Origin of the sequence: Pseudoalteromonas sp. BMB, from assembly GCF_001709235.1 — a bacterium.
GTDB classification, from domain to species: domain Bacteria; phylum Pseudomonadota; class Gammaproteobacteria; order Enterobacterales; family Alteromonadaceae; genus Pseudoalteromonas; species Pseudoalteromonas maricaloris.
Genome location: NZ_MBQA01000186.1, coordinates 1 through 23,815, shown reverse-complemented (window position 1 = coordinate 23,815; position 23,815 = coordinate 1). Strand labels below are relative to the sequence as shown.

13 protein-coding genes and 1 pseudogene are annotated in these 23,815 nt (G+C 44.3%); 2 read left to right on the top strand and 12 right to left on the bottom strand.

From position 1 onward, the window contains the following. Positions 1 to 232 precede the first annotated feature (232 nt). From BB427_RS17050 to trhO, 5 genes are all read right to left on the bottom strand, one after another. Entirely contained in the window at positions 233 to 3,283 is a 3,051-nt protein-coding gene (locus BB427_RS17050; protein WP_175401301.1) for an efflux RND transporter permease subunit, read from the bottom strand. Positions 3,284 to 3,328: 45 nt separating this feature from the next. Next, on the bottom strand, positions 3,329 to 4,366 hold the full coding sequence (locus BB427_RS17045) for an efflux RND transporter periplasmic adaptor subunit (RefSeq protein ID WP_010604799.1): 1,038 nt from the start codon (positions 4,364 to 4,366) through the stop codon (positions 3,329 to 3,331). 198 nt (positions 4,367 to 4,564) lie between these two features. Beyond that, a complete protein-coding gene (locus tag BB427_RS17040) occupies positions 4,565 to 5,575 on the bottom strand; it encodes an L-threonylcarbamoyladenylate synthase (RefSeq protein WP_069022130.1) in 1,011 nt (336 codons plus the stop codon). 107 nt (positions 5,576 to 5,682) lie between these two features. Beyond that, positions 5,683 to 7,065, bottom strand: coding sequence for an NAD-dependent succinate-semialdehyde dehydrogenase (locus tag BB427_RS17035; protein WP_069022129.1), 1,383 nt, complete (start codon positions 7,063 to 7,065; stop codon positions 5,683 to 5,685). Positions 7,066 to 7,359: 294 nt separating this feature from the next. Further along, on the bottom strand, positions 7,360 to 8,343 hold the full coding sequence (trhO, locus tag BB427_RS17030; protein WP_069022128.1) for an oxygen-dependent tRNA uridine(34) hydroxylase TrhO: 984 nt from the start codon (positions 8,341 to 8,343) through the stop codon (positions 7,360 to 7,362). Between the two features lie 208 nt (positions 8,344 to 8,551). Between trhO and BB427_RS17025 the strand changes: the two genes are divergently transcribed. Both BB427_RS17025 and BB427_RS17020 read left to right on the top strand, forming a co-directional pair. Further along, positions 8,552 to 9,883, top strand: coding sequence for a DEAD/DEAH box helicase (locus tag BB427_RS17025; RefSeq protein ID WP_069022127.1), 1,332 nt, complete (start codon positions 8,552 to 8,554; stop codon positions 9,881 to 9,883). Between the two features lie 2 nt (positions 9,884 to 9,885). After that, on the top strand, positions 9,886 to 10,716 hold the full coding sequence (locus BB427_RS17020; protein ID WP_039495828.1) for a CvfB family protein: 831 nt from the start codon (positions 9,886 to 9,888) through the stop codon (positions 10,714 to 10,716). Between the two features lie 51 nt (positions 10,717 to 10,767). Here BB427_RS17020 and BB427_RS17015 read toward each other — a convergent pair whose 3' ends face one another. The 7 genes and pseudogenes from BB427_RS17015 to BB427_RS16985 form a co-directional block, all read right to left on the bottom strand. Next, entirely contained in the window at positions 10,768 to 11,649 is an 882-nt protein-coding gene (locus tag BB427_RS17015; RefSeq protein WP_069022126.1) for a patatin-like phospholipase family protein, read from the bottom strand. A gap of 161 nt (positions 11,650 to 11,810) precedes the next feature. Continuing rightward, positions 11,811 to 14,927 (bottom strand): efflux RND transporter permease subunit, encoded by a 3,117-nt coding sequence (locus tag BB427_RS17010; protein WP_069022123.1) that lies wholly within the window; start codon positions 14,925 to 14,927, stop codon positions 11,811 to 11,813. Between the two features lie 9 nt (positions 14,928 to 14,936). Continuing rightward, on the bottom strand, positions 14,937 to 15,977 hold the full coding sequence (locus tag BB427_RS17005; protein WP_069022122.1) for an efflux RND transporter periplasmic adaptor subunit: 1,041 nt from the start codon (positions 15,975 to 15,977) through the stop codon (positions 14,937 to 14,939). A gap of 278 nt (positions 15,978 to 16,255) precedes the next feature. Next, the gene (locus BB427_RS17000) at positions 16,256 to 18,418 is read right to left on the bottom strand and encodes a DUF6359 domain-containing protein (protein WP_069022121.1); all 2,163 of its coding nucleotides are present in this window, start codon (positions 18,416 to 18,418) and stop codon (positions 16,256 to 16,258) included. 70 nt (positions 18,419 to 18,488) lie between these two features. Continuing rightward, complete coding sequence (locus tag BB427_RS16995) at positions 18,489 to 20,528, bottom strand: bifunctional 2',3'-cyclic-nucleotide 2'-phosphodiesterase/3'-nucleotidase (RefSeq protein WP_069022120.1); 2,040 nt, start codon at positions 20,526 to 20,528, stop codon at positions 18,489 to 18,491. A 317-nt stretch (positions 20,529 to 20,845) separates the two neighbouring features. Further along, positions 20,846 to 23,353, bottom strand: coding sequence for a DUF5666 domain-containing protein (locus BB427_RS16990; RefSeq protein WP_069022119.1), 2,508 nt, complete (start codon positions 23,351 to 23,353; stop codon positions 20,846 to 20,848). Positions 23,354 to 23,570: 217 nt separating this feature from the next. Then, positions 23,571 to 23,815, bottom strand: a pseudogene (locus BB427_RS16985) (hypothetical protein); the annotation flags it as partial.

The following is a 23,815-nucleotide window of genomic DNA, read 5'->3' as shown; positions in this document are numbered from 1 at the left end:
CACATCTTCTTTCAATTAGCTTGTTATTTTTATTATTGTTATAGAAAACAGGATTTACTGTCTTAGAGTAGCAAACATACTGGCTATAAAACAACCACATCGGTTGTGACAGTTTAAATAATGAAAAGTTCAACAAAAAGTATCAAAGAATGTGTTACCACAACATTAATCACTGTATAAAAAAAGCGCAGCTATTGCTGCGCTCACCTTACTTTATTTTTAACCGTGGAATTTAACTTTCAGCTTTATCAAGTTCATCCACTAATAATTTGGTTTCATCCGCCCTCGGTTTTGTAAATCTCGCTAAACCGAGATAAACGACAGGTGTGAGGTAAAGCGTAAAGAATACTGCCAAGCCTAAACCGCCAAATACGACCCAGCCGATTGCATTTCTCGACTCAGCACCTGCGCCTACCGATAAAATCAACGGTAAAGCACCAAGCAATGTGGACACCAAAGTCATCATGATGGGACGTAAACGGATCACTGCTGCTTCTTCAACGGCTTGTCTTACCGAACGTCCTTTATCACGTAACTGATCTGCGAATTCAACTAACAAGATGGCATTTTTAGCAATTAAACCAATCAACATCACTAAACCGATTTGCGAATATATGTTTAGCGAAGTACCAGTAAGATACAGCGCCAGTATGGCGGAGGTGATCCCAAACGGAACAGTGATCATCACTACAACGGCACTATTCACGCTCTCAAATTGTGCAGCAAGTACAAGCAACACGATTAAGAACGCCAGCACGTAGGTAAGTAACACTTCGTTGGCCGTTTCTTCAAACGTTAAGGCTTCCCCTTTAAACGCCAGCGTCACGCTGTCGGGTAAACTCTGATCTGCCAGCGTTCGTAATTTTTCAACCACTTCTGCCATAGGCATGTCTTCTGGCTGTTTCATATCTAGCTCGATACTACGACGCTGAGCATGGCGTTCAAGCTCGGCAGCTACGCCCTCTTCTACAATAACGGCAAGGCTACTTAGCGGAACTAATGCACCAGAGCGACTGCCAACATAAAGGTTAGCCAAATCACTTGGATCTCTGATGGTATGGTTTTGAGCCTGCAGCATAATTGGTATGGATTGGTCGCCAACATTCAAATCAGCAACATCATCGCCATTAATGGCTGCCCTAAGTGTCGTTGAGATATCACTCAAACTAACGCCAAGCTCTTCTGCTCTTCGACGGTCAATGTTTACGCGCAGCTGAGGTTGTGAGGGTTGATAAGAGATTTGTACCGGAGCCACGTCTGGCATTTCTTTTTCAACCAAAGCCGCAAATTGTTGCGCTGCTTTAAAGATCTCTAAATAGTCGTTACCAAGTAGCGCAAGCTCGATACCACCACCTTGGCCTCTTAGGTTTAAACTGTTTGCACCAAAGGCACGAGCAGGTGCACCGGGTATATTACCAAGCGGTCCTCTGATCTTATCGATAATTTCCTGTTGCGAGAAATGACGCTCATCCCAATGCTTTAGCGGCACAGTAATGAACACGATATTGGGATCCCACTGACCGACAACCGTATAGATTGACTCTATTTCTCCGCTTTCCACAAAAGGTAATAAAATGTCTTCCATTTGTTTGGCTTGTCGGTCCATAAAGTTAAGGCCAACACCGTCAGGCCCTCTTGCGAAAATCCGGATCTTACCTCTGTCTTCAGATGGCAAAAGCTCATTATCCAATTGCGAATAGAGCGCACCAGATAAGCTCGCAATAACCACAAATACAACAAAGGTTAGCCATGCATGGTCAAGCACCCAGTGGATCGTACCACGATACATTTTTGCGAGTTTTACACCAATGCTCGAAAATAGATGCTTTTTGCTATCTTGCTTTACTTTTAACTTAGACGTTAATGCTGGCACCAATGACAGTGCCACAAATGAAGAAATAATCACTGCACCAGCTAACACGCCACCAAACTCCCTGAACAGTCGGCCCGCAGTCGAGGGTAAAAAGGCAATCGGTACGAATACCGCAGCAAGTACTGCGGTTGTCGCGACTACAGCAAAGAAAACTTCTCTTGTCCCAAGTACCGCCGCAGCGCGACGACCTATCCCTTCGCCACGGCGACGCTGGATATTCTCACTAACCACAATCGCATCATCGACGATAAGTCCAGTGGCCAACACCAGTGCTAGCAAGGTTAAAATATTAACCGAGAAGCCAAGCGCCCAGATCAGCGCCAAAGAACCGATAAGCGCGACCGGGATCGCAAAAGCTGGAATAAGCGTCGCACGCCACGAGCCAATAAATACCCAAAGCGTTAATACCACCAACAATATGGTTATCACTAAAGAGCTCAAGACTTCGTCTACGGATGAGCGAATAAACTGTGCATCATCGGAGGTGACGAATAGCTCGAGATCTGGAAAGCGTACTTTTATCTTATCAACGAGCTGCAGCACTTCATCTGAGATTTCAATGGTATTAGACTGTGCTTGGCGAATGATCTCAAGACCAATTACAGGCTCTCCATCAAGCCTCACCATAGAGCGAGGATCAGCTGGTCCAAAATACACAGAGGCAATATCCCCCACCCGAGTCTCACCACGAATGATGATATCACTCACCTGCTCAGCGGTTACAGAAGTTGCATCGGCACGGACAATCAGCTGCTGATCGTCAGACTTTAAACTGCCTGCGGGTACATCAAACGGTGCTTGTCTAAGCGCCGCAGCAACATCCGGAACGGTTAGATTAAAGCTTGTCAGTTTTAAGGGATCAAGTCTTACGCGCAGCACCCGTTCTCTATCGCCGTTCAGGCGCACATCGGCAACGCCTGGAATAGTCAAAAACTGCGGCGCTAAGTCTTTTTCTACTCGCTCGGTCAATCCTTCAAGTGTCAAAGAGGCACTACTTACAGTTAAAGACACCACCGCTTCTGCATCATTATCCGCTTTAATAATGGACACCCGTTCAACTTCTTCAGGTAGCTCTCTTTGTACTCGAGAAACGGATTCGCGTGTTTCGTTGGCTGCATCATCTAGATTAATGCCCGGACGAAATTCAACAACAATACGCGCATTATTTTCTTCACTTTGTGCACGAATGCTTTTTACACCACTGACGCGCGCGACAGCCCCTTCTAACTTACTCGTGACTTCGGTATCAACAGTCTCAGGCGAGCCGCCAGGAAACGATGCAGACACCGTTAAACGCGGCCTATCTACATCAGGCAATTCACGAACTTCAACGCCGGCAAGAGCAGCAATACCTGCAATAATAATCAATAAATTTAATACAACGATTAACACCGGACGGCGAATGGCCATCGACGGCAAATCTTGTAACTGTGGTAACTCCGGTTTAGTCACAATTTATTCCTTCGCCAGTGCATTCGTCACCGCAATTTCTTGCCCAGGACGAAGACGTTGCACCCCTTCTACAACTAATAACTCTCTTGCAGCCAAATCGCCTGATACCAGCAATTTACCCGGCAAACGCTGTTGGATTTTGACATCAATGCGCTTAGCTTTGCCATCTACTTCTTTCCATACATAAGGACCTGTTGCGCCCCAAAGCAGTGCGGCTTCAGGAATAACGGCAAACTCTTCACCTAATACCGTTAGCGATACTCTAAAGCTCATTCCAGGCAAAAAACGGTCGTTGCGGTTTTCAAAGATGGCTTTGATTTTTAGTGTGCGGGCTGTTGGGTCTATTCTAGAGTCCATTTGCGCTATCTTTGCGTCTATCCGTGTTGAATTATCATTCCAAGGTGTCAGCAGCACGCTATCGGTCGATTTAAGCATGCCATACGCCGATTCCGGTGCCGCAAATTGAACATACAACTTGTCAAAGTTATCGATACTCGCAATCGCGGTTTGGGTGGTAATGCGATCTCCAACCTCAACGTCGGTGAGTCCCATTACGCCAGAAAAAGGGGCGATCACTTGGCGGTCTTCTAATTCATTCTTAGCTTGGATCAAGGCGACTTTTGCTAAATCTCTGTCCGTTACTGCTTTATCTAATTCATTAATTGGGACGGCACCACGCTTTTGGCTATCAGTTAGGCGGTCGACGGTGCGCTGCGCATCTGCAAGACGAATTTTAGCTTCTTCAAGCGCTGCTTTTTGGCGGCGTGAATCTAGCTCCAATAGCAAAGTACCCGCTTTAACCTGATCGCCCGGTTTAAAATGTACCGCAGTCACCCTATCGCCAATTGCGGGATACAAAATAACCGATTGAATAGCTTCAGCATTACCTACTGCCTGAATTTGCTGGCTACTGCTTTCAAATTGAATAGGCTCTGCAATCACTTGCGAAGGTTTCGCCAAAGCAGCATTGGTTATCAGCATAGTGGCCGTAAAAACCACCAAGCGCGTTACTTTACACATATTAACCTTAATAATTTCTATTGTTCTTAGCTATATTTGAGTGTAACAGTTAATCACTCACATCAAGATAAACTATTCGATAACACACAGTATAAGTGCGATAAGATGCAGTATGCCCTGCAGCGTTTTAAAGGCAAGATAAGCCCATGTAAAGTAAGGTAAAGTTATGTAAAGATTGAGGTAGAGTAAGGCGCGATAGGCTACCGCGCCAAATTATGTCTATTGCGCGGCCGCGCGCATCAGTCTGTCGTTAACATCGCGCCACTCGGGCGCCGTTGGTGGTGCTTCCAACAAAATCTCGGTTGCACTTGATTGGTCCAATTGATGTAAACCGTGATAAAGGCCCTGCGCATACTTGGCTTTGTCAGCACCAAGTTTAAGATCCACCAGCTCGTGGTTTGCTGAATTCTCACAGATAATTCGCTCAATTTGCGATGAATAATACAACACACCGGTATTCGCTTCGCACTGGCTGCTGAGGCGATCAGCTAACTCTTCCGTTGACAACAGGGTAAGCGGTTTGCTTGGTTGATAATGGGCTTTTACGTTACCTGGGACGGCTACAGTGTGTACATCGGGCTCATCCACTTCAATATTGAGCACCGCTTCAAGTGCAGCTTTAGTAATAGGGCCTGCTCGCAAGATCCTCGGTGTGGCTGAAGATATATCGACAATCGTAGACTCAAGTCCCACTTCACATGGACCGCCGTCTAACACAGCCGCTATTTTGCCGGACAATCCAAACAACACTTGCTCGGCGGTGGTTGGACTAATTTTTTTGTAAGGGTTGGCTGAAGGCGCAGCAAGTCCAGAGTTAATACGCCGCAATAATGCTAGCATTGCAGGATGATTTGGCACACGAATACCCACGGTTGGGTGGCCGCCTGTGACTACATCGCTCACATGTGCTTGCTTTTTGGCAACGATCGTCAGTGGCCCTGGCCAAAACGCATCAGCTAAGGCATCAAAATAGTCTGGCAATGTTTCCACCCACTCAGTGACCAAAGACTTGTCAGCGAGGTGTACGATTAGCGGGTGATCAGCTGGGCGTCCTTTTGCTACAAAGATTTTTTTTACCGCATCGGGTTGCCTTGCATCTGCTGCTAAGCCATAAACGGTTTCTGTAGGAACCGCAACAAGATGACCGTCACGTGCAAGTTCAGCCGCTTGCGCCACTGCGCTTGGATCAGTTGCCAATAAATGTAAGGTTGTTAAGCTCGCTTCGCCCACGTGTCTTTCTCGCTGTAAAAAATGGACGCGAATTATAACCAATTTAAAACGCAAAGAGCCAGTATTACTGGCTCCAGCGTATAAGCAAACGTCAGGATCGGTTTGCGTTATTCAACGCTTGCGACCATTACGGTTTTCACGTTAACAAACTCTTTGATCCCAAAGCCACCATGCTCTCTACCATAGCCACTGTCTTTAACACCACCAAACGGCAAGTTTGGTTGCGCCAGCGAATAGCCATTGATGTTCACCATGCCAGTATCAAACTCCTTGATAGCAAGCTCTGTTGCACGTTGAGTGTCTTCAGAAAAAATCCCGCCACCTAAACCATAGCGTGAATCATTGGCTACCATCATCGCCTCAGCCTCATCTTGCACTCGAATTAGCGACGCCACAGGGCCAAATAGTTCATCATCATAAGCCGGCATGCCGGGTTTAACGTCTTCCAAAATGGTGACTGGATAATAAAACCCCTGTTGCTTTGGAATTTCTCCACCAAGTGGACAAGTCGCTCCCGCCTTAACGGACGCTTCAACTTGTTGGTGTAATTCATCACGTAAATCTTTACGCGCCATAGGACCTAAGTCGGTGTCTGCTGCGGTTGGATCTCCCACCTTTAGCTGCTTAAAGCCAGCCACAAAAGCCTCTCTAAACTGATCATAAATCTCATCAACGATAATAAAGCGCTTCGCGGCAACGCAGGTTTCACCGTTGTTGACAATACGACCTTGAATACACGCGGACACTGCCTTATTAATATCAGCATCTGCCAGCACCACAAAGGCATCGTTACTACCAAGCTCTAGGACGGTTTTTTTAGAAAGCTCAGCCGCTTGTTTTGCAACTTGTTTACCTACCTTATCGCTTCCGGTAAACGTAACCCCGCGAATATATGGATTCTTTATCAACTCGCTTGCTGCCTCACCATCAATTAACAGTGATTGATAGCAACCTTTTGGAAAACCGGCCTCTAAATACAACTCTTCAATTAATTTAGCCATACCAAATACATTTGAGGCATGTTTCATTACCGTGGTATTACCCGCCATCACGTTCGAAACACTGTATCTGATAACCTGATAAAGCGGAAAGTTCCAAGGTTGTATTCCTAAGATCACGCCTATTGGTTGATAAGTGATAATGGCATGTCCCTGCTCAAATACCCGATGCTCATCCTGTAATTCTTTTTCGCCATGCTCAGCGGTATATCGGCAAATTTCAGCACACAAGGAAACTTCCTGTTCACCCTGCTCCGTCACTTTGCCCATTTCCTCGGTCATCAGTGAGACTAACTTGGATTTATTTTGCTCGATTAAGTCAGCAAGCCTGTTTAGCTTTTGTGCTCTTTGTGTAAATGTGGTTTTCTTCCAAAATGAATAACAGTCATTGGCTAAGTCCACCGACTTTTGCGCCTCGTCCAAGCTCATTAACGTGTATTCGTTAACGGGTTGCTCTGTCGTAGGATTAATTGTGGTTACCGTATTTGACATCATAAAGCTCCTTCAAAAATTTAACGGCGTAAATCAATTTGTAGATTTACAGCGATAACCTTTGAATAAGCAAGGAAGACACCAATCTGAAAATAAAAAATATCCCATTGATTATTATGAATTAATTTGATTTCAGAGTTAGATTTCGAATACAGGAATTAGAAAAGGCTACACACCTAATATGAAAAGTTTGCAAAGCGAATGGCGCTTGCACAAATAGCTGGCAGTGAAAGGTCTAGCAGAGAAAAGGGACCATCCGGTCCCTTTGTTATGTATTCTTAGTACAATGCATCTTTAGCGTTTTTGACGTTGCGCTTCTTTTTGCGCTAGTTTTTCTTCTTTACGTTTACGAATAGCATCCTGTGCTTCATGACCGATATGACCTTCGCCGCGTAGCTTGGCCAGTTCAATTTGCTTTTGACGCTCAGCAAATCGTGCAACTTGCTCTTCTGTTAAGTCTTTGTGGCAGTGGTGACAAGACACCCCTTCCATATATTCTTCAAGTTGTTTCTCTGCTTCCGTGATTGGCATACGACAAGCATGGCATTGATCATAAGACCCTTTGTTTAAGTCATGATCGACAGCAACACGGTTATCAAACACAAAGCACTCGCCTTCCCACATGGTTTCTTCTTTTGGCACGTCTTCTAAGTATTTTAGAATACCGCCTTCCAAGTGATAAACTTCTTCGAAGCCTTGCTCTTTCATATACGCTGTCGATTTTTCACAGCGGATCCCGCCAGTACAGAACATGGCCACTTTTTTGTGTTTTTCTGGGTTTAAGTTATTTTGCGCCCACTCAGGGAATTCACGGAAAGTCTTTGTTTTAGGATCGATGGCATTTTTAAACGTACCGATCTCGATTTCATAGTCGTTACGCGTATCAACGAGCACAACGTCAGGATCTGAAATCAGTGCGTTCCAATCTTGTGGTTTTACGTACGTACCAACCACTTCTTTAGGGTTGATACCTTGCACACCCATGGTCACGATTTCTTTCTTAAGCTTTACTTTAGTGCGGTAGAAAGGGCAAGTTTCATCGAACGACTCTTTATAAACGATGTTATCAAGGCCCGGTTGTTTGTCTAACCATGCAAGTAGCGCATCAATGCCTTCACGTTTACCGGCGACAGTACCGTTGATACCTTCTTCTGCAAGTAATAACGTACCGCGAACTTCATTCGCTTCCATCACATCGTGAAGTGGCTGCCTGATCTCTTGATAGTTAGGTAAAGAGACAAACTTGTACATAGCACAAACAACGTATTGTTCTGACATTGTATTTTCCTAGATTTAAGCTTTGATTAGCTTACACATTAAGCATGACGATGTGTAAAGCACGAAAACCGAGTCGCAAACCCGGCGCTGAGGCGCGTATTTTACGGATTTTTGATTAAAATGCAAAAAACACAAATTCTATATCCGATAGCGTCTATGCTTTGGTATAATCTCGTGTTTTTAAAATTCAAGACTTGGAGAAATTGACTTGAGATTCACTGAACTTGGGATAGATACGCGCCTAGAACAACAACTGGCTCACCAAGGGATCACGGAACCGACCGAGATCCAAGCGCATGCCATCCCAACGGCTCTAGCTGGCCACGATGTTTTTGCGCAGTCTAAAACAGGCTCTGGCAAAACCCTAGCCTTCTTGCTGCCTGCCGTACAGCGTGTAATGAAACAAAAAGCGCTGAGCAAACGCGATCCTCGCGTTGTTATCGTAGCCCCAACTCGTGAACTCGCGACTCAAGTGTTCTCTGAGTGTCGTGCACTGTGTGCTGGCACTAATATTCAAGTCTGTAAGATTTTGGGTGGTGAAAACTACAATGATCAGGTAAAAGCGCTACGCCGCGACCCGCATTTTGTGGTGGGTACTCCTGGTCGTATTGCCGATCACGTTGAAAATCGCTCATTATTTTTAGGCGGTCTTGAACTGCTTATTTTTGATGAAGCAGATCGTATGTTTGACCTTGGCTTTGAAAAACAGTTAGACGTCATTAATGACTCTGCGGATCACCGCCAAAGACAAACGCTGCTATTTTCAGCCACACTAGACCATACCCAAGTTGAAGCATCGTCACGTCAATTACTTAAATCGCCAAAGCGTATTATGTTGAGCAATGCCCACCAGCAGCATGAAGACATAAAGCAAGCGCTCTACTTTGCCGATCATTTAGATCATAAAGAAGCACTGCTTAAGCACTTCATCACACAAGATGACGTAGGACAGTGCATTATCTTTACCGCAACCCGTGGCGACACAGACCGATTAAGCAAACTGCTAAATGAGATGTCGATTAAAGCGGTATCGTTGTCGGGCGATATGCCGCAAAGTAAGCGGTTAGACATCATGGAAAGCTTCAGCCGTGGGATCTATAAAGTGCTGGTTACCACAGACGTTGCTTCTCGTGGTCTCGATTTGCTCTCTGTTACTCATGTCATGAATTTTGACTTGCCTAAGCAGGCAGAAGAATATGTCCACCGTATCGGTCGTACAGGACGTGCCGGGTTTAAAGGCACTGCGGTTTCATTTGTTGGTCCTAAAGATTGGGATAGCTATGTGGCAATCAAAAACTATCTTGATGAGCCACTACGTTTTGAAGAAGTCCCCGGTCTAGTTGGTAAATTCAAAGGACTTAAGCAAAAACCACAGCAGAGTAAAAATCGCTCTGCAGAGTCTGCGCCAAAGCAAACAAGTAAACCTAAGAAAAAGCCGGTGAAAAAATCACAACCGAGAAAAGTGGTCCCGCCACCGATTGATATTGACGGTACTATGCCGATGCGTCGCAAACCAAAACCACAAACTGACGAGGAATAATCATGTTAGGTCAAATCAAAATGTTAACCATTGAAGAGCTTACCGCGGAAGGAGCTTATTTAAACGGTGGTGAGCTTGGCGATGTGTTTCTTCCTCGAGCAGAAGTGCCGAAGCACAACGAAGAAGGTGACTCAGTTGAAGTATTTATCTATTTAGATAACTTGGGACACGCAACGGCAACAACCAAAAAGCCACTTGCACAAGTCGGTGAGTTTGCTCTGCTTCGCGTAAAAGAGATCAATAAGGTTGGTGCTTTTATGGATTTGGGCATTGAAAAAGACGTGTTAGCGCCTTTCAATGAACAAAAACCGAAAATGCGCGACGGCTATAGCTATTTGGTTAGGCTTTACCTAGACAACGCCAGTAAGCGTATTTGTGCGTCTAGTGCGCTGGGTAAGTTTTTAAGTAAATCAAAAGCCGAGTACGAAAAATTCGAAGAAGTAGACCTAATCGTCGCTGCAAAAACCGATCTTGGCTATAAAGTGATCGTCAATGAAAAACACTTTGGATTGGTCTTTTTCAATGATGTATTTAAGCGCATGTATATTGGTCAGCGCATGAAAGGCTTTGTAAAAGCGGTTCATGACGAAGATAAGATTGATATCGTGTTAGAAAAGCCAGGTATTGGTAAGGTTAAAGACCTTGCGGAAATCATTTATAGCAAGCTTGAGGAAAGTGGCGGTTATTTACCGCTGGGCGATAAGTCAGATCCTGACGCCATCAAGCGTACTTTCTCTACCTCTAAAGCTAACTTTAAAAAAGCCATCGGTGGTTTATTTAAAGATGGCCGAATTGATATCGAAGCGACTTCTATTTCAATTCGCAAGTCTTAAAGTCTTAAGTACAAGCAAATAACAAGCAAGTCTCAACCTGAGGCTTGCTAGTTACATTACACTTACTTCAAGCATATCACGCCATTTATCTACCGCTTTTAATCCAAGTTCAAACCCCAATTTATAATCAGACTTTAAGGTCTCATGGCTTGAGCCTAAAATCATAGATTCCAATGGTCTATTGGGCGCTATTTGAATGACGTTAACATCTTCTGGTGGTGAATTCATAAAGTTAACCGCATCGGCATAGCGGCTTTGATAGTGATGATACATTTCAAACATTCGAGGAGATTGATTAACCCGCCGCATGATTGGCTTTAAGCGCTCAAGCACTGGCATTTTGCCATCGTCATGTGCCTCTATGGTTCTGATCACCCAAATCGTCTTTGCCCCTTGACTGTGTGCCCAGCGCACGGGTAAAGGATCGGCTACGCCACCATCCATCATTCCGTGACCCGCAACTTTAACGCCTGGACGATATAAAAAAGGGATTGCACTAGAAGCCTTTAAATGGGTAAACATGTTATCGTGCCACGTATGCAAATAATGTGGCTCAAGCGAGTCTAAGTGACTTGCAACCGCATAAAAGTTACTTTCCGGCGTGAGGTGGTTAGGCTCAGTTGGAAACCGTACTTTGCTGCTGTGCTCTACTTGTTGAAAATACCAATCCAAGTCAATGACATTACCACCGGTAAAAAATCGCGCGGGACGGAAAAACTGCTGCTCCGTTGTAAGTGATTCGATAGCGGTTTGCGCATATTGACTGGCGCGAGCGCAATAAGCTGCGAGGTTTTGTGCGCCCGCTGAGACACCCACTTTTAAATCAAAAGGCGTAAATTTTTTCTCAAGAAAAGCATCAAGCACGCCCGCTGTAAAAATGCCTTTTTGACCTCCGCCCTCGGCGATAATTGCAGAGCGTATGTTATTTGTCATGTTGTGCTCTTTTTATTATATAAACCTGTACGCATCTTATTTTACTGTGGGCAAAAACCGTTAAATTCAAGCTTTCATAACACTTAACAATAAAAATGCCCTGCTGAACGGAAAAGTTCAAGCAAGGCATTCGTAATATACACAGCGTGATTAATATATGGTTAGAGTTTGCTTACAGAACTCTCTACCGGCCGTTTTAAAAAGCTGACTAATAGCGCGGGTAAAATGGTGAGTGTGACGATAGTTGCCATAGCAATACCACAAAGCACTATCATGCCAACGCCTCGATAGAGCTCAGATCCTTCTCCTGGAATAAACACCAATGGCGCAAGACCGCATAGGGTTGTCATCGTTGACATCACAATCGGTTTTAATCGCGTTTGTAGCGCGGAGATCACCGCCTCGTACACACTCATCGCGGTACTCTCAAGGTTTCTGCGGCTTTGATCAACAATCAAAATAGGGTTATTAACCACAGTCCCTAACAAAATTAAAAAGCCGAGCATAGTGATCATGTCAAAAGGCTGGTGGAAAGTGCCTGTTATGCTACCAATACCATTAATAGCAATTAGTCCAAGTAAACCCCCTGCCATGCCAAGCGGCACTGTTGCCATAATAAATAGTGGGTAGCCCCAATGCTTGAAGATAGCGACAAGCAATAAGTAACACAGCGCTAATGCAACGATAAAATTACTGCCCAGCGCTTCTTTGGTTTTGTCTAGTTGATCGGCAGCACCACCGATACTCACATTGACACCAGGAAGCAGATCGCCCTGCCTCTGAAGCTGCGGTAATAATTCCGTTCTTACTAATTCCTGCGCTTCCTCTAGCGCAACATTTCTTGGTGGAATAATATATACAGTCACGGTTCTACGACCATCAACTCGACGCAAACTATCACTGTCTGCTTTTTCTCGTAGATCGGCCAAAGCGCTCAGCGGGATCAGTCCAGCTTTGGTCACAACCGGAGATTGCGCTAATTGCGAAAGACTTTGCTGATTACCCGACTCAGAAAATAAAAAGACGTCTACTTTATCATCGTCTAAGATCAACTCGTCAACATAGGCGCCGTCACTCAGGGCTGCGACCGTATAGCCGAGTTCATCAGCACTCATACCCACTTCAGCCAACCGTTGCCACCTTGGTTGGATTTCTATTAGCGGTTGGTCGAGTGTCAGAGAAGATGGCGCAGAATCCACTTGTGGATTATCAAAGACCTCCCCCGCTAACCGATACACTGCATCTGCCGCCCGATAGAGCGCCGTTTGATCTGTACCGCTAATATCCAAAGCCACCGCTCTTGAACCGCCATCATTACTTGAGATAATCGAGCCTCGTGAAGAAAATGCGCGCATTCCTGGGTAGCTTCTAAACTTGGTCGTGATTGCCTCCATCATTTCATCGATGTATTCACGGTTGTATGGTTCACTCAATAGCCAAATGCTACCAACACCAACGGACATCGAATAATACTTTAAAGGTGGCAATGACGTGTTACCCGATACAAAATCGCTGTCATCGTTTTCCAAATGCTTATTTAAATAAGGAAGTAGTTCATCACCAATTTTTTGCATATGGCTGAGGTTATAGCCCGGAGGCGCTATCATCATAGAGAACGCTTTTGGCTCCTCTCCCTCTGGTAAGTATTCGGCTTTAGGCATAAATAACCACGCACCACCGAGTAACAATACACTACCGAATACAATACACACTGTGCGAGCACGTGAACTTGATAACATCGCCGGAATAAACGTTGGCAGTTTAGGCGTAGACAACATGCCACTGGAGATTTCCTTACAGGCAAAATTTGCATTTGCCGCAGGCACCACAAACAAGGCCACCAACATAGAAGCGATGATTGCTGCAGAAATCGCAATTGCGACGTCGGAATAAAGCTGCCCGGCTTCTTGCTGAATAAATAAAATAGGTGCGAATACCAACACTGTGGTCAAGGTTGAAGCGAGCACCGCAGGCCATACCTCTTGAACACCGGTAATAGCAGCTTGAAGTTTATCGAGACCTCGGCGTCTGGCTTGCTCTATGTTTTCAAGTACAACAATGGTGTTATCAACCGTCATGCCAATGGCGAATGCAACGCCGGCGAGGGAAATCACGTTTATCGTTCTGTCAAATAGCAACAGACCCAAAAATGCCGCGATGGTACAAATTGGAACGCCCATCACACCAATAAAGGTCGAGCGTGGGCTCTTTAAAAACCAAAACATCACCAGAGTCGCAAGCACTGCACCCAGCGCTAAATTCGTCCAAACATTTTCAACAGATCCTTTAACGTAACGAACATCATCGCTCAATAGCGTCAGTTGTAGTCCATTACTTGCGAGCATGTCACGGTTGATGCGAGCCACTACCTCCATCATTTCTTCTTTAATCGCCATCACGTTAGAACCGCTTTCCCGTCTCACCGAGAGCATTAAGGCTCGCTCGCCATTGTTATAGGCAATGTCGCGCACTTCATAATGATCAAGCTTTACCTGAGCGATGTCTTTGAGCTTAATTGTGGTGCCCTCACGGTGACTGACTACCAGCTCTTCTAGCGCTTTAGCTGACTCAAAGCGGCCGACCATACGCAGTAAATAACGGCGTTTACCACTGTCTATATCGCCGGCAGAGGCATCTTGGTTACGGCTGCGTATTGCATTTCTAACGTCAACTAAGCTAATTCCACGGCTCGCCAATTGTTCTTGATCTACCAAAATTTGTACTTGATAGAGTGCACCACCGCGCACACCAACCTGAGATACACCACTGACTCTTTCCATTTCTGGACGAATAAAGTCTTCGGCATAATCGCGAAGCATATCAATATCAAGATTGAGTGGATTTCCTGGTTGCGGCTTTAGATTAAAAAACATAAAGGCATTGCTCGAAAACGCGCTGCTGTATAACACCGGCTGGTCGACGTTTTCAGGATAATTTGGCACTTGAGATAACGCGTTGCTCACGTTTATGAGCGCTTCGTTGACGTCAACACCAAATGGAAACTCAAGCTCTATCTCTGCCTCACCTGTATTGGCATAACTTGACATGCGAGTTAGATTCGCAAGTGAACGAAGATACCTTTCTTGCTCTATAAGTATTTCTTTTTCAACATCTTGTGGCGTGGCACCGGGCCAATTGGTCACCACAGTGATGGTTCTTACTTCAAGATCTGGGATCATTTGCACCGGAATTTTAAACGCGGCAACAATGCCCAATATTGAACAGATCAATACTGTTACTGCAACTAAAATGGCGTGATTTACACTGGCTCTTAACATCACCCGCTCCTATAAACCCGGTACAATGTTTAATGCCTGGCCTTCTTGCAATAACTCATTGCCTTCAACCACCACTTGTTGCCCTATCTCTAAGCCTGATAAAACTTCAATATGACCATTCATTCGCTCACCAATTTGAACGTTTAACCGCTTTGCTTGACCGTCAACGGCCACAAAGACACTGAACCCACCGTCGGGATGACGCAAAATCGCATCGCTAGGAATAATCACACTGTGGTCTTGTGCTCGAATTAGCGGCAGCTTTGCCGTAGCCGATGCGCCGACACGCAACTGCGCATCTGTTGGGACTGCCAATCTTAATAGAAACGAGCGACTGGTTTTGTCAACGACAGGAAGTTTTGCCAATACATGAGCTTGATGCTGCACGCTTGGTGCGCTTGCGTCACTAAAATTAACGACGCGACCAAGGTTAATAAGCTGAAAGTATTCTTGTGGCACTTGCAAATCGAGCCACAAAACATCACTACTCACTAATTCAAACACCGTTTGTCCACGCGTCACCCACTCACCTAAATTAACCGTGCGCCTTGCTATCACCCCCGTAAAAGGCGCTTTTAATTGATGGCGGTTAACGAGCTCTCGCTGATAAGCTATCTTAGCTTGTGCTTCTAAAAGAGTGGCTTCTGATGCTTGTAACTTAGCCTCTCTGTCAGCAAGCTCAGTTTGCGCAAATAATTTTTGCTGCGACAGAGACTGTGCTTCTTTTACCAACCTTATCGCATTGTTGCGATCGACCTTGGCGCGCTCAAGTGCAGCTTCTACACTTTTCAGCTCAGCTTTTACTAAAGCGGCATCGAGACTCAGCAGTACAGCATTTGCTTCAACAATATCACCAGCTTCAGCTGAGATCTTAGTTATTACACCATCGGTTAAACTTGACACTTGTGCGTATTGTGCTGCACTAATTGAGCCCGTTAAAGACAATGTTCGTTCAAGCTGTTGTTGCTTTACATCAGTGACCACAACATTGACCGCTGCAGCATAAAGGTTAAAGGATAAAAGAGAGAGTATTAAGCAAACGCATTTCATGTAGTTTGTTCCAAAGTTAAAAACACTATTCCTTTCAGTAAACACTATGCAATAGCACCTACTGATCTCGACGAAGCATTGCAGCTGGCGAGTTTATGTCACGATAACGCCGACACACTAACACAAATAAAAATCATTACCATCCAAACTAGGTGAATGACCTCAAAAGTGTAGTTTGTGAAATAATGAATGAACAAAGAATATACAGGAATAACGCTTGGAATAAAGTAGACATAAACGTTGCTATGCCTACTTTAATGAGGGTCAATTACAATGATTTAATTTAACAATACAAGTGAGGTTACATTACGAATACCGGGATGACTCATATAGTCATTTTTAATCCCTTCAACTCTCAGTGATTTACCAATCAAACTCGGGTTAAGCTTGGGACTAAATGCATCGCGCTGAGCTGCTTCCAACTTAATATATAGCTTGTTACCAGCAACTGTTGGGTCGCTTAATTCAAGCGCATAGATATCGTTTACAGCAGCTGTGATTTTGCCACTGACTACCACTGCTGAGCCATTATTTAGCGCTAATACGTCAGCAACACTCATATCACTAGATGGCTCTGTCGTTGTACCAACGGTTTGTATCTCACTTACTTCTCGTATCCCCGGTGCACTCATATACGATGAGCGAACACCTTTGATAACTAAAGTAGAATCAAGAATGGATGGATTAAGCTGCGGACTAAATGCAGCACGCTGGTGACTTTCAAGTTTAACATTTATCGTATGAGTTGGATTTTGGCTGTCCTCAAGTACTAAAGCATAGATATCATTAAGTGCAGATTTAACGCGCCCAACAAGCTCAATTTCATTGCCCTCGGCGGTTGCAAGCGCCTGCTCAACCGACAATGCCACTGGTGCAATCTGAATATCGCTTACATAACGAATACCAGCCTCACCCATATAACTGTCTCGAGTACCAGTCACTATGACTGATTGACCAAGGATCTCAGGATTGAGTTGCGGGTTAAAGTCACTGCGCTGAGCAGATTCAAGCTTTACGTTGATACTTAACGATGCGTTGGCAGTATCTGTGAGTAATAGGCCATAGATACCGTTTACTTCGGCTGTCACTTTACCTAACACAGCAAATTTAGACCCAGCTGAAGCAGCAAGTGCCTGTGCTACAGAAATCGCGCCATCAGGTGTTGGATCGGGATTAGGATCTGGGTTGGTTTGCCCTGAACCATAAGGCGCATTGAAAGAGCTATTTTTATAGCTATCTGTATTCCATGCATCAAAACCCGATGCAGGCGTCCCCCATGGCTGACCATTGTTTGGATCAGACATTTCTTGCGGCGCCATTGGCACTGGTGTTACTTCACCGCTTGCATGACCGTTAGTACCATCAAAGTACTGATACGACTCAGGCGTTGCTAGCCAATTGATGATGTTGACCGAAAGTACAGCCGCATTACCACTGTCTGTCCAGCCAGGGTACGTCTTTTTACTATTGCCATTATCCTGACGCTTGTACTTAGGAGTAGCGTCTTCAATTGGAGAAGAATCACCAATAAATGCGGCTTTGCCTAACCCAGCTTTTGAGATAGCAACATACGGGCCTTCATTTCTACCACCAAAGTAAAGTCCATCATCTTTAGCGTGACGCCACTTAGCTGGTGTATCTGAAGGTGAAAAATAAACCAAGCCCTTCGCTTTTTGTTCATCTACAATCGCAAGTGTCGCGCCTGCGGCCATCAATACAGGAGTAACTCCAAGTGTGATCCCTTCTGTTTTGCTCGCAGACTCAATACCACTTACGCCTTGCTTGTAGTCAGCGGCATTAAAGCGAAAGCGGATCCCAAAGTTTTCTGCAAGCCATCCCATGTCTGCTGATTTTGGATTACGCCAGTCACCGTACTCACCACCTAGATTATACTTGGCCAGATCTGAGCGGTTGTAGCCGTTAAAGACTTCAGTGGCATCCCACGTATTTAGATTACGATCCGCGTCATAATGATCTGCAATAAAAAATATCCCTTTTCCATCCGCAACAAACTGCAATAACGCCGCTTGCTCTGATTGAGTGAAAGGACGGTTAGTTTCTGCCAATACAAAAACATCTGCATCTTTAATCGCATCGTAGCTGATAACCGCTTCATTTTGATTGCTTTGAGAGGTACGGTCGTCAAAGAATCTAATCTTGCCGTCATTGTTTAAATCAACACCACGATATTCTTTTACGGTATATCCTTCATTAACTAATGCATCCGCAAAGTCTGAAAACGCACCGTCAATAACCCAGTCGGCATTTCCCTCTACGCCACCGTGTGACACATCAAATAATACTGTCTTACCATTGTTGTTTGTACTTGGTGTTTTGACTGGAATGTGGTTATTCCAGTCATACGGCTGCGCTGCAAATACAGAGGTGGATATAGCTGCAGCCAAAACTACGCTGCAAAGCTTGAAGTTTACTTGTTTCATTCGTCAAATCCCGTTGAAAATTATAAAAAGAAGCAATAAAAAAGCCGCCAAAATATGGCGGCGTAGTGTATTAGTTCAGCGGTTGTGTTAAATCCAGCTGATAAAGTGCAAAACCTCTTTCGTCGGTTTTGCCGGTAGGTAGAATATGATTAAATTGCTGACTGTAAGTTTCAGCATCCGCACTGGTTGAGCTAAAGAATTCAATATTGGCGCCAACTACAGGTGCAAACGACCAGTTCATATCGGCGGACGGATCAAGTCCTGCAGCACCATTTTGGTCGCTAACAAAAGTAATATAGTCAGCAACGACCTGACGGTTCTCATTTGGCGAGTCGACAACGATTTTATCTCCCTTAATATTTGGGAAATTACCGCCACCAGATGCACGATAGTTATTCGTTGCAACCAAGAATACTTGGTCGTCCTTCACCATCTCACCTTGATACTTCAATGCCTTAATGCGGTTACCGTTTGACACCTTTTCACCGTTTGCCGCGTAGCGTGCAGGCTCAGTGACATCAATTTGATACGTCACACCATCTAGTACATCATAGTTATATGAAGGAAAGTCTGGATTGATCAGCGCTTGAACGCCTTCAGTATTTGGTGTGATTTGATTGAACTGTCCTGCAGACATTTCAAGCCATTCGCGCACTTCGCTGCCCTTGAGCTTCAACACCTTAAGTACGTTAGGGTAAATGTACATATCCGCAACGTTACGATAGGCGATATCACCTGCAGGTATTGCGGTAAAGTCATCTGGCCCGCCACGCCCTGCTCTGAAAGGCGCACCCGCAGACAGAATAGGTAATCCATCAAGCTCAGTACCTTGCACGATTTTTGCTGTATACCATGCTTGTGCGTCAGTCACGATTTGGATTGAGGGATCGTCATTCACTAACGCAAAATAGCTGTTCACTGTGTTGGTAATTTTAGCAAAAGGCTCATTCACCCATGCGCGAGTTTCAGCATGCTCACGATGTACCGCTGCTTCAATTGCCGCATCGCTTTCTACCAAAGATACGGTGTTACGATTTTCATCCGTTTCATAGATAGCTTTCAGCGTCGACTGTGAGTCAACCACCACCCATTTACCTGATTTAAATTGGATATCTAGGTCAATTACACCAAGATGATTGCCCCAAAAACCAGGCATTACAGCCGCAACGCCATTGATTGTGCCTTTATCATTATCAACACCATGTGCCGCTAAGTCTGCATAGCCCGAACCTGGGAAGTTTGCATGCGCGTGACCAAACATAATGGCGTCTATATCATCCACCTTGGACAAAGCATAAGATGCATTTTCAGCCATTGGCTTATCGGCTGACACGTCTAGGCCTGAGTGCGGAATAGCAACGACAATATCCGCGCCTTCAGCTTTCATCTTAGGTACGTAGTGTTTTGCCATTTTTACGATGTCTTTGGCGATCACTTTGCCTTCAAGATTGGCCTTATCCCATTGCATGATTTGCGGTGGAACAAACCCGATAAAGCCGACTTTAATCACCTGAAGCTTGTCATTCTCGTCAAAGAATTGTTTTTCTTGAATTAGGTAAGGCTTAAATAACGGCACATCATTTGTTTCATCTTCGTCACCATCAACCTTAAATACGTTTGCACTAATATAGGGAAAATTCGCATCGTCGATTGCTTCGTCTAAAAACGCTAAGCCAAAGTTAAACTCATGATTACCAATATTCGCGACATCGTACTCTAGTGTGTTCATGGCCTTATAAACAGGATGAACTTCTCCCTCTTTGAGGTTTTTGATTTTCGCCATATAGTCGCCAAGCGGACTACCTTGGATCAAATCGCCATTATCTACCAGCATGGAGTTTTTAACTTGGCTTCTCGCTTGATGGATTAACGCCGCAGTTTTCACTAGACCCACTTTGTCATCTTGCTTATCTGAAAAGTAGTTGTAGTTCAATACATTTGCATGCAAATCTGTGGTTTCTAGTAAACGCAAAGACACCGCAGTGCCCTCTTTTGGAATATCAGGTCCTTTCGGTACATTTATATCAATATCGTTATCTGAATCTGAGCAACCAGTAATAATGCTTGTGGCACCGCACAGCAGTGCGATTGGAAGTAGTTTTGTTTTCATAAGTCCTTTCTTTACTTTGTTTGCATACCCGTGCGCATGCTTTAGTTATTTCAGTAATACCAATTCACGTCTCTTCTTATTCCACTTCATAGAAGCGAACCAAGAAGAACAGCGAGTCAGGATAAACCGTTGCGTTTTGCGTGTCGGGTGTCACTATACGAGGGAAAAGAGTCAAGAAAGCTAAGCTTTTATGGCAGTTAAGTGCTAGAAATATGACGGTACTAAGTCAGGAGAAGTGAATTAACTTTAAAGTGATAAATATACAAAAAAGCCTCCATATTGGAGGCTTTAATTGCTTGCTTGACATTTAGTAATACTTAGTCTTCGAACTCTACTTTTTCTGCTTGAATATAAGTTTCACCATCCTCGGTTACTAAATAGCCCTCCACTTCAACGTTTTTACCCGTTGCAATATCAGACTGACTACCATCTTCAAACTGAGTTTGCTCAGACACTTTAATTTGCTGGTCAAGTACATAAAACATAGTTGCTGAATCAACTTGCGTGATTAACCCCCCAACTTCTACGTACTTTATTGCTTGAAACTTTAGCTCTTTAGCAACCACTTTCACGCCATCTGTGGTGTACCCTTCGACTTCCACTTCTAAACCATTATCTAGTTTTTCAAAATTACCATGCTTAAACTCGGTGTTTGCGGTAACTTGAACACGCTGCGCGCCGAGATTGAACTGATAATCAAACGGAGAGTCCTTAACTAAGTCTTCAATAACCCCCGCAATCTCTACTTCTTCGGCATCGTCATCATCAAATTCAACTTTCTTAGCCAATAGTACGTTATCTTGGGTTAACACCCCTTCGACTTCAACAGAGACGCCATTAGCTAAGTTTTCACTGCTTCCATCTTTAAACTCAGTATTGTTATCCGTGGTAATTGAAATGCCATTCACCATAAACTCAGACGCTGAGACAAAGTTGGTGACGTCACCTTCAACTTCAAGCTCAATGCCGTCTTCAGATTCGATTTCAATTTTAAGCGCAAAAACTGAGCCGTCGGCACGCTGAATCGCTTTGACTTCAACGAAGTCGTCATTAACAAATATGCCGTTTTTAAACTCGGTGTTTTCATCAAAAAACACGGTTTTACCATTGAGGCTAAAAGTTGCATCGACAGGGTTAAAGTCCGAAACTTTACCTGATAATTCAAAAGTTCGGTCATCAAAGTCGTCGTCTTTGTCGTCAACCTCAACTTTCGTGGCAATAAGTGCATCACCTTGGATCACATAGTCAACTTCCGCGATATCACCTGCTGCCACTTGTTCAAAAAATACCGTTAGATCAACATCACTCTCAAGCTCAAGTTCGGTTGCTCCATTGATAGCAAAGACCAGTTTACCAACAGTGATTGTCTGCTCAGCTGCATTCACAGCAGTAACTTTTCCTTCAACTTCATGCTCTTGCTGATCATTAAAATCACTCGCAGAGATGCGCTCTAAGTCTCTCACGACATAAGCACCTTCAAAGCCAAAAGCTTCAATTTCAACGACATCGCCAATATTAAGCTTCTCGAGTTTTAATTCTTTGTCCTCAGCATCTGACTCATCTTCAAATTGGGTATAGTTATCTACAAAATAACTGCTACCAAATACCGTTAGTGTTTGTGCTTCAAGATCAATTGCGTCAATGACACCGGTTAATTCGATTTCAGAGTGCTTATCAAAGCGTACTTTTTTGGCGATTAAACCTTCTTCAGTTGCAACTGCAAGCACAAATACACGCATACCGACTTGTAAGTCGTCATCGTCGCCTTTCTTAAAGTCAGTCTCATCGCTCAATGTAAAAGTATGGCCGCCAATTGCAAAAGCATCGTCACTGACTTGCGTTACTATTCCTTCGAATTTAGCCACCGCTCCCGAAGGCGCTGAATTGGCGCTTTCAACTTCGACGCTATCCGCAAGTAAAACGCCTTCTACAGGTAAGTTTGAAGCTTCTACTTCTACTATTGCATCATTTTCTATTGTGCCTTCAACCGCTGTTGCTTGACTGTAGTCAACAATAAGCGCGCCTAATTTAAATGTCTTGGCATCGAGGTTTAGTTCAGAAACCTTGCCTTCAACCTCAAACTCGCCATTTTGTTCTTCAACATCAATACGGGTAGCGATGTATTGACCCTGCCCTTGATGCAGCGCACTGATCTCAACAAAGTCTCCCGTATTTAACTCAGTAAATGCGATAGTGAGCTTTGTGCGCTTATCGACACCAAATTCTTGACCTAAAACGGTAATTGTTTGATTTGCATAGTCTACTGCGGTCACTACACCTTTAGCGGTTGCATCGTAGGTAATAGAATCTGCAACCGCAAAGCCACCATCTGCTCCTTGTTTACCTTGTAAGTCAACCTGCATACCGACTTTAAGGTTTGCTTGTTGCTCTGGTGTCGTTTCATAGCGCACACCGTTCACATACACACTGCCGAATCCCGTTACTGTTCCCTCTGCATTGACTGATGTCCGGTAGGTGATGGTGATTGTTTCTTCTTCATTGCTGCTTAAATCAACGGTGATTGATTCTTCATTAGGTTGATAAAGTGCCTGATTTACAGAACGAGAGGTAGCGGTTAGCTTATATTCACCCGTAGCAAGCGCATTGAGTGTAGTGGTAGTAGAAATATCTTCGCTATAGCTTGAAGGACCTGTTAGCGTTATATCTGCCTCGGAACCTGCAGGTAAGCCCTGTACAATGACTTTTATTGAACCTTTGGCTCCGGTGTTATCGCCAGGTTGTGGATCGTCATCACTACCGCCCCCACATGCGACCAGAAGGCTACTTGATGCCAATAATGATGGTAATAACCATTTTCTATCCATTACATAATCTCCTAAATTTTTGGCTCATTTAGTACATGCAGCTGCTTTGCCACAAAAACTTAACATGCACTCTAGACGGCCAAAAATGAATACCCGCTTTATTACTGGTACCCTGGTATCCACCTAATTGGAGACTGATATTAAATTGGATTGCTTATTGAAATAGCTATCAGACTGAGACCCGCGTATCTACAGATAAAAGTTTTTAGAATTCGTATCACCACACTTCCATGCGATTTACTTGGCAGTCATCTGCATCAAAGTACTTTTTCATCACCTCTGGAAATGGGCCGTTAAAGTGGGCGTTCTTATCGAGCTTATAGTGATACTCCATGATTTCGTAGTAATATTCTTCTATCGGTTGGGTAATATCCATAAACCGATTTATCTGAGCCCAATCGTTTAGGTTTCCACCATCTCCGAATCCGATCGCGTGGCCAAACCAAAACTTTTCAGGATATT